11 protein-coding genes are annotated in these 10,212 nt (G+C 42.6%); 5 read left to right on the plus strand and 6 right to left on the minus strand.

Going from position 1 to position 10,212, the window contains the following annotated elements; all coding sequences use genetic code 11:
- Positions 1–39 precede the first annotated feature (39 nt).
- Together ACM0OX_RS11535 and ACM0OX_RS11540 are read right to left on the minus strand one after the other, a co-directional pair.
- Positions 40–288, minus strand: coding sequence for a hypothetical protein (locus tag ACM0OX_RS11535; RefSeq protein WP_414514987.1), 249 nt, complete (start codon positions 286–288; stop codon positions 40–42).
- A 222-nt stretch (positions 289–510) separates the two neighbouring features.
- Complete coding sequence (locus ACM0OX_RS11540) at positions 511–1,200, minus strand: aldo/keto reductase (protein ID WP_414514988.1); 690 nt, start codon at positions 1,198–1,200, stop codon at positions 511–513.
- Between ACM0OX_RS11540 and ACM0OX_RS11545 the strand changes: the two genes are divergently transcribed.
- Positions 1,179–1,484 carry an SDR family NAD(P)-dependent oxidoreductase gene (locus ACM0OX_RS11545; protein WP_414514999.1) on the plus strand — a complete coding sequence of 102 codons (306 nt, stop codon included), beginning with the start codon at positions 1,179–1,181 and terminating at the stop codon, positions 1,482–1,484. The genes ACM0OX_RS11540 and ACM0OX_RS11545 overlap by 22 nt on opposite strands.
- 93 nt (positions 1,485–1,577) lie before the next feature.
- On the opposite strand, the gene ACM0OX_RS11550 is transcribed toward ACM0OX_RS11545, so the two are convergent.
- Both ACM0OX_RS11550 and ACM0OX_RS11555 read right to left on the minus strand, forming a co-directional pair.
- Positions 1,578–3,329 carry a protein kinase domain-containing protein gene (locus ACM0OX_RS11550; protein ID WP_414514989.1) on the minus strand — a complete coding sequence of 584 codons (1,752 nt, stop codon included), beginning with the start codon at positions 3,327–3,329 and terminating at the stop codon, positions 1,578–1,580.
- Between the two features lie 419 nt (positions 3,330–3,748).
- Positions 3,749–5,425, minus strand: a complete 1,677-nt coding sequence (locus ACM0OX_RS11555) for an alpha/beta hydrolase (protein ID WP_414514990.1) — start codon at positions 5,423–5,425, stop codon at positions 3,749–3,751.
- 170 nt (positions 5,426–5,595) lie between these two features.
- Here ACM0OX_RS11555 and ACM0OX_RS11560 point away from each other — a divergent pair, with 170 nt between their 5' ends.
- Together ACM0OX_RS11560 and ACM0OX_RS11565 are read left to right on the plus strand one after the other, a co-directional pair.
- Entirely contained in the window at positions 5,596–5,949 is a 354-nt protein-coding gene (locus ACM0OX_RS11560; protein ID WP_414514991.1) for a GFA family protein, read from the plus strand.
- A complete protein-coding gene (locus ACM0OX_RS11565; RefSeq protein ID WP_414514992.1) occupies positions 5,918–6,070 on the plus strand; it encodes a hypothetical protein in 153 nt (50 codons plus the stop codon). The genes ACM0OX_RS11560 and ACM0OX_RS11565 overlap by 32 nt, the downstream gene beginning before the upstream one ends.
- A 29-nt stretch (positions 6,071–6,099) precedes the next feature.
- Here ACM0OX_RS11565 and ACM0OX_RS11570 read toward each other — a convergent pair whose 3' ends face one another.
- Both ACM0OX_RS11570 and ACM0OX_RS11575 read right to left on the minus strand, forming a co-directional pair.
- Positions 6,100–6,519: a hypothetical protein gene (locus tag ACM0OX_RS11570; protein ID WP_414514993.1), complete on the minus strand. Its 420-nt coding sequence runs from the start codon at positions 6,517–6,519 to the stop codon at positions 6,100–6,102.
- A 76-nt stretch (positions 6,520–6,595) separates the two neighbouring features.
- Positions 6,596–8,149: a YcjF family protein gene (locus ACM0OX_RS11575; protein WP_414514994.1), complete on the minus strand. Its 1,554-nt coding sequence runs from the start codon at positions 8,147–8,149 to the stop codon at positions 6,596–6,598.
- Positions 8,150–8,363: 214 nt separating this feature from the next.
- Between ACM0OX_RS11575 and ACM0OX_RS11580 the strand changes: the two genes are divergently transcribed.
- Complete coding sequence (locus tag ACM0OX_RS11580; protein ID WP_414514995.1) at positions 8,364–9,818, plus strand: carotenoid oxygenase family protein; 1,455 nt, start codon at positions 8,364–8,366, stop codon at positions 9,816–9,818.
- 134 nt (positions 9,819–9,952) lie between these two features.
- The gene (locus ACM0OX_RS11585; protein ID WP_414514996.1) at positions 9,953–10,135 is read left to right on the plus strand and encodes a hypothetical protein; all 183 of its coding nucleotides are present in this window, start codon (positions 9,953–9,955) and stop codon (positions 10,133–10,135) included.
- Positions 10,136–10,212: the final 77 nt, after the last annotated feature.

Genomic DNA, 10,212 nt, shown 5'->3' on the forward strand with positions numbered 1-10,212 from the left:
AGGGATGATTCTTGTAGGGTGGGCGTCTCGCCATTGGTGTCAAGTTAAAGCAGATGCCCAAATGTCAAGTGACATAGCAGCAGTGCGTCGGTGTCGTTGACGTACTGCTTTAACTAGTCTCATAGAACGCTGATGTTCGACTAACCAAGGAATCAGCTCTAATAATGGGTTATGCGTAGGCCGCCGTAGGCATCGTGCACGATTGAAAAAATATAAACTGCGAAAGACCATTTCCAGTGAAATTCGCTCTATTGGCTGCTGCAAAGCCACAGCGATATCAGCACACAAATCCAGGACTTACGCAAAATACCTCTCAAACTCTTATTCCTCCGTGTACTCTGTGTCTCTGTGGTTCGATTTTCCTTTACCTGTGCGTAAGTCCTAAAATCATTGAGGACAGCATAGAAAATCCAAGTTGGCTAGACGCCCACCCCACAAGAAATAGTTGGATATTTTTTTATTTGGAAGTCCCTAAAGCTGTGGAGTTTATGAGGTTTTCCAGCAGAGATTTTATGGATTCTCGCGCAGGAAAGTATCAATATCATTTAGTTCTTGCTGATTGAGGCGAAAATCTCCAGCACCAATGATTCCTTCCACCTGCTTGGGATTGCGTCCGCCAACGATCGCCGCAGTCACCGCCGGATTATTTAAAGTCCAAGCGATCGCAACTTCACCTGGGGAGCGATCGTGTTGTTGACCAATGTGTTGCAACACCTCAACTAGCTTCAGGTTACGAGATAGACGTGGCTCCTGAAATTCACTACTATTTTTGCGCCAATCATTATCTGGGAAATTGGCAACCCGCTCAGGTGTCATCTTTCCTGTGAGCAAGCCAGATTGCATGGGTGAATAAACAATCACACCTATGTTATTTTCCTTACAAAAAGGCAGAATCTCCTTTTCAACATCAGGCTTCACCAGTGAATAAGGCGGTTGCAATGACGTAACTGGTGCAATCTCTTGGATACGTTTCAACTGTTCCACATTAAAATTGGAAACTCCGATATAGCGAACCTTACCCTCATCCTTGAGCTTGGCCAAAGTTGTCCAGCCTTCTTCGATTTCTGAGTCAGGGTTGGGCCAGTGGATTTGGTAAAGATCGATGGTTTCAATTTCGAGTCGGCGCAGACTGGCTTCAACCTCTCGCCGCACAGAATCCGCTTTCAGACTGCGACCATCTGACTCAGAACTCCGATCCAAATTATGAATTCGCTGATCTTAAGCTTCTTGCTTATAACTCATCAAAGACAGCAGTGAATGCAATCACAGTTTTACTGGCTGCCGAACTTAAAGATACCCCAATTAAAATCAATGCTGCCGATCCTGGCTTTACCGCAACTGACATTAATCAATACCAAGGATATCGCACTGTTGAGCAGGGTGCGATCCCTACGGGGGGCTACGCACCAGTGAGACTCGCTACTTTACCTGATGATGGTTCTAGCGGAGGATTTTTTGATGAAAACGGTGTGGTTCCTTGGTAAAAAGTAGAAGGTATTGGGCACGGGTTATTCCCCTTGTCCCATCGCAAGCTACGTGCGGCATCTCCTAGAGAGCGTGATTACGAATTACTAAACCTACCGAATATTAACCTCTTGAAGGTAATTTACTCCTTGAATATATTCAACCTTAGTAACTGAGTTTTTAGGAATAAATAAATTTGTTCTTTTTGCAGAAGCTATCTTTTGATTGTCAGCTAGCACCCGTTGTTTTTGAGTATACTCATTCAATTTGACTTGAGCTTGAGCATAAACTAGAGTATCGTTGGGAATATTTCGGAGAAATTTTACAGCCCGATCGAAATCACCAATAGATGCTTTTTTATAGGCTTTCTGTAAAAAGTAGGCTGCTCTGATCTGCCGTTTTCGATTATATTCAGCTAACTTGTCTTGAACTAAGGCACCTGCATGACTTTCTTGAGGAATTTGACGCAGATATTGTAAGGCGGCAGAAAAATCTTTTTCGGCGGCTCTTTCGTAAGCTTTTGTTAATAAATCTTGTGTCTGTATTTCAATGTTTACAGATGCTTGCTTAACTATTTTATCTGTTTTAGATTGCCAATATAAAATCTTGGGAACTTTCGCCGCAGCATGTAGAACATCTGACCATCTGCTCTCCTGAAAAGCTAGTTGTGCTATTTCGTATTGCTGTGCAGCTACTTGCCATTGCTCTTGCCATTCTTCGATTGTAGCTTGCGCTTCTGGATAAACATTGCTGTGAGAGGGAATTGATTTAGCGAGTGCGATCGCTTCTTCTAAATCTCCTGCTTGATATTCTTTTTTTGCTTTAAATAAAGTATCTGTTTCTGAATATGCAGGTGCAGTATTAACTAAAGAATATACACCAAATCCCATCAATAAAGAATTAGCTGCTAGCCCTACTTTCATTCCTGTGAATAATGGGGAAAATTTCCCAGACGCAGGATTTTTTGCTATTTCTAGAGAAAATTGAGAATCTTCCTGTAATGTTTCTGATGGCTGAGGTTCCCAGATTATTTGTTTGAGTACCCGCAGTACTTCACCCGCAGACTGAAAGCGGTCTTGGTGATTATAACGGATCATTTGGCTGAGAACAGCAGCTAAATAATCGTTAACTGGCGTGTTTTGAGAACGCCAAAAAATTTCATTAGTAGAAGGATCGGTTTTTAATTGTAGTGGTTCTAGCCCTGTTAAAGCCTGGATAGCAATCATACCCAAAGCATAAATATCACTGTTGGGCTGTGTTTGACCAATAAATTGTTCTGGCGGTATGTATCCCAATGAAGTGACGGGAATTCTATAAATGGGCAATTCTGCACCTATGCCAAAATCGATCGACTGGATTGAGCCAAAGTCAATCATAACTAACTTGTTATCAACAGTACGTCTAATCAAGTTTTCCGGCTTGATATCGCAATGGATTACGCCTTGAGAGTGAACAAATTCTAGAATACCTAAGACATCTATCAAAAATTCTACAACTTCGCTCTCACTCCACAGACACCCGAAATGTTGCTCGATGGGCAATTCCGCAGTCAGCGCATGTCCTTCAATACACTCTTGCACTATATAAAATCGCTCATTTTCTTCAAAACAGGCGATGAATTCAGGAATTTGGTCATGGCTTCCCAGAAGCTTGAGGGTTTCAGTTTCAGTCAGAAACAGTAACCTCAACATATCCAAGTAGCCGGATTCGGAACTGCTAACTTTAATCTGCTTAATAACGCATTTAGGATTCTCTGGATAATCTACGTCTACAGCAATGTATGTTTGTCCAAACACCCCTGCACCGAGGCTTTGGACAACTTGGTAACGCCCTTGTAGTAATTTACCGATTATGTGGTGGGTCATGACCTGGTTACTCAGTAAGTCCTTTTATCTAGTTTTTCTGACATTCCCTCCTGTTTCCGGAACACTTTAGAAATAAATAACCAGAATTTTGATACTTTAAATACAAGCTAATTTTTTTAAGTATTTTTGCGTAGTAAAAATATTTTTTTATAAAAATAAATACCTCGTAGTTTTTTTGCGAGGTATTGGCGATGCTACATTCTTAACTGGGAGATTGATGTTTATAATAGCTGCCTTGTAGAAAAAATACCTTACAATCTGCAATTGCCCATCAGGATGTCGAGTTTGCCCAGCAAGTGCTAAAGGCAACGGGAAGAGAAAGAGCAAGAGAGAAATGCGGCTACTTGTCGATTAAAGGGAAAGAAAAAACCTTTACCCTTTCCCCTTTCCCCTTTACCCTTGACTTAAGAAGCTCTTGTCTAATCTTGAGTCTTTTCTTGATAAATTTGCGGCGCAAGAATCACTTGAATTTGCTTTTCGTGGCATTTTTGAGAAAAAATGCTAATTTGCTCTGACTCGCCTCCTTCAATTGACAAAGATCGCAAAAATCCTTGAAATCCTAAAAAAGCTAATTCATAAATAGCTTTCTGGCTAAAAACACCTTCAAAATAGCCCGTGTGGGTATCAACACCTTGACTATCTCTATTGTTAAAAGACTTCCGAATAAATGCCAAGGTGAGGAAAATATAATTCCCAAAATTTATCGCTGGCTTTTGGATGGCAGAACTAACTATTCCGATCTGATTCATCCGGTCATCTTTATAATCTGTACAGTCAAAATATGTAAATACATCTGCGGGTTGTACCAAGCCTTCTGACATTTCAGTTATTTCTTCAAGTTTTCTATGTTCGCTACTAGACGAACGAATTTCTAAATATTTATAAGGATTATCAAGCCTGTAACCTTTGCCATAGTCTTGTTTGTGTAAATTAACAACTCCATATCTGGGCGTGTAACCCACTGAATCATTTTTATTGTTGAAATGTTTAACTGTTATATTACCAAGCCTGTACCCACTAATACGAGTTCGCGATGGAAAACTAAAATAATTTGCGGCAGTAGAAGTAAATCGTAACGCTAGGTCTCCTTCATTACAAAATATATAAGCTTCTTCACAACGACGTAAAGAAGAACGAAGAAAATTCGCACGTCCTGGCAAGATACTTTCTACAGGAATATCAGGTGCAACTAGCACAAGCCTGCCTAATCGGAATACATTGCCGATATCCGAATTCGGGTTTTTATTAATAGATTTAACATCAAAAACATCAGAGAGAATCCGAATTACATCTGTAACTACAAAACACCCCATACTATGACTAATAAAAGATAATTTAATGCGCTTGTTTGGGGGAAGTTTTACTGTGTAATCCAACTGTCTGATCAATTCAACTAAATCTGTAGTTCCATAATTACTTGCTCTGTAAATATCACGAAAATAAGTAGATATCCTGAGAATAATTAGTGTAAATATAATTGAAGATACAATCCCAGATAAAATTAACATCGCTGTGAAAAAGTGGACAGCACTATTACTCAAAATATTTAGGAATAATAAAGCTATGGCAGACCATATACTAATTGTTAGTCCCAAAGCTAAATTAATAGCTAGTAAAGTTGGTAGAGAAGAAAGTGCATTGATTAGCTTTTGCCCAAAGGAACCAGACTCATCCGTTTTTATAGGATTTTCTGATGGCCATCTGTATCCGATAAAAATATACTTATTTGGTTGTTCAATATGCGTATTGACATATTCATAAATCTTTTTGCACCCCGTCTCTGTATCCGATGGTGTAGAACTATATCCATGAATATTGATAATTATTTCTGGGTCGGGGCTTGATTGCAAAGTTTTAGAAATTTTCTCAATCATTTTTTGGGCTGAAGGTTCAGCTTCTCCATCATTGATATTAAAAAACTTTTTATTCGCAACTGATGAGAAATACCTATTAGAATTGTCTTCTTCTGTCTCAACATTCAGTTTTGCAGTACTAACTACTAAATAACCAGGTATTATTTCCTGATTATTGTTTTTAAATTCGTAAATTTTATACGGTTGATTGTCTGGCAGATTCTGATTATCAGGATAGGTCATGAGGTCTATTTCCTTTTACAATTTATATTCAGTATAGAGAACGGAGGCGGCAGATCGTGAACGACTGGAATTTACCCTGGGAAGGTGGATGCCGTTGCGGACAGATACGGTTTCAGGTGAGTGCCCCGCCTCTGCTGACGATGGCTTGCCACTGCACGGGTTGTCAGCGAATGACCGCCAGCGCTTTTTCTTTAAGCGTCGCGATCCCAAGCGTTGGGTTCTCAATACTGAAAGGTCAGCCGACTATTGGCGGTTTGCACGGCGCGACTCGCCATTACTTCTGCCCGCACTGCATGAGTTGGATGTTTACTTGCCCGGAAGCAATAGACGAGTTCGTTAACCTTCGTGCAACGATGCTGGACGATGCCTCATGGTTCACGCCTTTCATCGAAACTTGGACGAGGGAAAAGCTGCTATGGGCGATGACCTCTGCGGTTCATAGTTTCGAGACCCTGCCCAATTACGAAGACTATGCTTTCCTGATAGAAGAATATGCCAAGCAAGCGTCGAAACCTGCACGATGACGAACCGTTTTGGAACGGATTTACGGCTGGCTCCCGGTGCGATCGCTCACAAAACCGCTCTCCCCAAAGACTAGTGGCGAATACTTCAGTCATCAACTCAAACGGTTGCAGTCAGGCTTGAGGAATTTTAGCCACAAAAGTCAATAAACTTTAGCGTTGAACTGAACCTTGCTTTAGCGGGGTTCCGTTCCAAGAGAAAGTAGGTTCGCCCTCGCAATAGCTCCATCTTGCTTCCCAGGGCATGGGAAAATTAGGAACCAGAAAACGGATTGAAAATCGTCCCCAGGTGTTGCTTAACTTGCCTGACCCATCTTCTCGTGACGTGTCACATTTGACATTGGAGTTACCAACCCAATAGCCATGATAAATTCCACGATTGCTCGTTATTCCAGCTAGCCCTTCAATGAAGATAGTTCCTCCTGGATAAGTCCATATAGCAGTTTTACCGCGATCGCTTTGATAGACCACCTTGCCATAGCTGCTATTCCACACTTCATCTGCAAGCGCAATTTTTGGTACAGCCGCCAAAACAAATACTGCACTGACAATTACTAGTTGCTGAAGTTTCATTGCACTCCTGATTTCTACTGAGCGTAGTAACACTACACACAGATAATATCGCTTGCGATCGTAAAACTAACAATATTTAACTATTGACTTCTTCATCATGTTCAACCACCTCAGATTTATCTTGTAATGGCTTCACTACTCGTGCGATCGCTTCCTGAATAAAAGCTTTAATAAATTCATCTCGGCGATTAATTTGAAACTGTCGCTGTACAACTTCCGTCATTCCACCATCACCCCAATCTTGGTCATGACGAAAATATTCAATGAAACTTTTACCGGCAATTCGCGTTAAATAAGCTGCTGTCACGCCTTGAATTGCTCTACCAATAATAAAGGTGGCAACATTGAGTTGCAAGGCTGTAGATAATAATTGAATTGCTCCTTTAACAATGCCCAAACTAGCAATGGTTTTCGCTAAAGAAAGAGCTAATTCTCGTCCCCGTTCCATATTCAATTCACAGCCATACACTCTACCAATTTCCACAACCATTTGAGCGTTGACTGCGGCTGTCGCTAATAAATCTACAACTGGTATCGGCGTAACTGATACCACACCAGCGCCAATCCATTGAAACCGTTCTACGATTTTGTCAGCTTGACGGCGACGCTGCCCATCGATAAGTTTTCGCGCTTCGTCTCCCAATCGCAGAGATTGCAAAAGAATATTATCCGCCACCAAATCTTCACCCTCAGCTCGTAAAACAGCAGCCGTGCGCCGCAGCAAAGGCACAATATCCGGTTCCGGCTGGAAGGTTTCGCCAGTTTCGAGTTGTGCAGGTTGCGGATTAGCAGCGATCGCTACCACATCATTAGTAGCAATAAATCCCCGTACCCGTTGACGCAATCTCGCAAGGATGGATTCTTTATCTTCATCTGTATATAAATCAGTTTTGTTGAGAACTAGAAGCGATCGCTTCCCAATTTCTGCCAACCCCCGCAACGGCTCATATTCTGAACGTCGTAAGTCATTATCTACCACAAACAACAGTAAATCTGCTTCTGTCGCCAGTTCTCGCGCCATTTGTTCCCGTTCCGTTCCCGCCACCCCTGCTTCTAAAATCCCCGGCGTATCCGTAATTAAAATCTTGCGTTCTAATCCCTTCAACCGCAGACAATAGGTTTCTCCAACCTGAGTTGTACCCATCGGTGCATCTACTTGACCGACCATGCGTCCCATAATCGCATTAACTAGAGAAGTTTTGCCAGCACTCCCCGTACCAAATACCACTACTTGAATTTCACCCCGTGCGAGGTTGGCTTCAATCTCTCGCGATCGGCTTAATAAAGCTTGACGTGTGACTTCATCTTGAATTTGCGCTACCTGTTGCCGCACAGCCTGGAGAGTTGTAGAAGCTGCGTCAGATTTAGCAACCGGAATTTGTGCCGCAGTCGCTCGCTTCGGGTTGCGACGCGATCGCTTTTCCCCCGATCTAATCACCAATACATAATAGACAAAAGCGGCAACCAAAGCTCCAATGAGGATAATCAGCAGCAACAGCAGTAAATTGCCTAGCAACGGCGAATAGGATAATTGCCAATAGAGGCGTGATAGGGAATCAATTAGCCATAGGGCTAGCCCCAAAATGACGATCAGACCGACAATCAGCGTTACTATGCGTGACAGAGGCATGGCTGGGAAAGATTAGTAAATATTCAGTAGGCAGATGCTTCTAATCTTAATAGTTTCAGCATTTTTTACCAGAGTAGTGGGAAGGGGGCAGAGGGGCAAGGGTGTGAGAAAAGAGGCTTTCCTGATAAATCAACAACGCTTACTCCATTTTTTGCATCTTGAAAAAATTGCAACAATGTAAAAATGCAATATCAATATTTCCAGAAGTTTTAGTATGCAGACTATTACCAAAAAGTCAATAAATAATTCCTGGGCTGGTGCGATCGCAGAACCAGCAAAAGAATTTCCCCTTACTCAACTGTCAATTATTTCTGGCAAAATCCCAGATGGCTTGCGTGGCACTCTTTACCGCAATGGCCCCGCACGGTTAGAACGTGGTGGCGCTCGTGTTGGACACTGGTTTGATGGAGATGGGGCAATTCTCGGCGTTCATTTCACAGATGCAGGAGCTACCGGAGTCTATCGCTATGTGCAAACAGCAGAATATCTAGCTGAAACTCAAGCAGATAGATTTCTTTATGGTGTCTATGGGATGCATACGCCAGGCCCCATCTGGAAGCGCTGGGGCCAACAGATGAAGAATGCAGCGAATACCTCAGTGTTGGCACTACCTGATAAATTATTGGCTTTATGGGAACCAACCAATCCCTACGCCCTTGATTTGCAAACTTTAGAAACGAAGGGATTGGATGATTTAGGTGCTTTGGATAACGGATTACCTTATTCTGCCCATTACAAGCGTGATTCAGAAACAGGCGAGATTTTTAACTTTGGAATCAGTATCGGCAGTTCTGTACAACTGAATCTCTACAAAAGCGATGCTACTGGCAAAATTATCCAAAAAACTGCTTTTAAGCTAGATCGCTGCTCTATAATGCATGATTTTGTTTTAACTCAAAGGTATCTGGTGTTTTTCATGCCACCGATGCGGATGAAAACACTATCAGTCATTCTTGGTCTGACTACCTTTAGTGAATCTCTGTTATGGGAACCTAAATTAGGAACCCAGGTGTTAATCTTCGATCGCGAAAACTTATCTTTAGTGAGTCGTGGTGAAACCGATGCCTGGTTTAATTGGCATTTTGGCAATGGCTATGAAGATGAAGAAGGTTCCGTGATTCTGGATATGGTACGATATGCAGATTTTCACCAGACTAATGAGTATCTCAGAGAATTTGCAACTGGGGAGACGCACACAGTAAGTAAAGGAACATTGTGGCAAGTGCGCCTCAATCCTCAAACTGGTAAAGTGACAGCAATACAGGAAGTTGTCAACCGCAAGTGTGAATTTCCCAGCGTGCAGCCATGCCTACGGCGGCAAGCTACGCAAGTTGGGCAACCGTGGCGCTATACTTACATATTATTAATGCCCCAAAGAACGGATACAGATAAAGAATTGTTCAGTGCGATCGCCCGCTTCGACTACAAAACCGAAACCCTCACTGAAGCAGACTTAGGAGAAAACCGCTATCCTTCAGAACCCATCTACGCCCAAGATGCCCAAAACCCTGAGCAAGGCTGGGTGCTAACCGTTGTATACGATGGTAATTCTCATAGTAGTGAAGTTTGGGTATTTGATAGCGATCGCCTGGATGAAGAACCAGTTTGCAAACTAGGATTACCTAGCGTTATTCCCCACAGTTTCCACGGCACTTGGAACCCAGCTTAACAATTTGGGGAAGAAGCAGGGGAGTAGAGGAGACAAGGGGACAAGAGGTAAGAACTTGCAACAAGTCTTTGCCCTTGCCCCGAATGGCACTTTAGCAAAGTGCGATAAATTCGGAGTCCATTTACGGACATCCAATGGCATCTCACCTATTTGATAGGCGCAAAGGAGGAGTCGTAGAAGTAGTGCCTGCCGACCACATTAAGCTACGAAGTAGATTAGACCTCTTGCAAAAGTCCCTAACACCCCACCCCCAACCCCTCCCCGCTTGCGGCTACGGTGTACACACAGTTGCCTCACAGCGTTTAGATCCCCCCTAACCCCCCTTAAAAAAGGGGGAAGCAGAGTCAAAGTCCCCCAATTTATCGGGGGATTTAGGGGGATCTTCAACGATTTT

This window comes from Nostoc sp. PCC 9305 (assembly GCF_963920915.1).
Lineage (GTDB): Bacteria > Cyanobacteriota > Cyanobacteriia > Cyanobacteriales > Nostocaceae > Nostoc.

Coding starts and splice junctions, on each gene's coding strand:
- ACM0OX_RS11550 (WP_414514989.1), bottom strand. CDS start 3,329: ATGACCCACCACATAATCGGTAAATTACTACAAGGGCGTTACCAAGTT.
- ACM0OX_RS11555 (WP_414514990.1), bottom strand. CDS start 5,425: ATGACCTATCCTGATAATCAGAATCTGCCAGACAATCAACCGTATAAA.
- ACM0OX_RS11560 (WP_414514991.1), top strand. CDS start 5,596: ATGACCGCCAGCGCTTTTTCTTTAAGCGTCGCGATCCCAAGCGTTGGG.
- ACM0OX_RS11565 (WP_414514992.1), top strand. CDS start 5,918: ATGCCAAGCAAGCGTCGAAACCTGCACGATGACGAACCGTTTTGGAAC.
- ACM0OX_RS11570 (WP_414514993.1), bottom strand. CDS start 6,519: ATGAAACTTCAGCAACTAGTAATTGTCAGTGCAGTATTTGTTTTGGCG.
- ACM0OX_RS11575 (WP_414514994.1), bottom strand. CDS start 8,149: ATGCCTCTGTCACGCATAGTAACGCTGATTGTCGGTCTGATCGTCATT.
- ACM0OX_RS11580 (WP_414514995.1), top strand. CDS start 8,364: ATGCAGACTATTACCAAAAAGTCAATAAATAATTCCTGGGCTGGTGCG.
- ACM0OX_RS11585 (WP_414514996.1), top strand. CDS start 9,953: ATGGCATCTCACCTATTTGATAGGCGCAAAGGAGGAGTCGTAGAAGTA.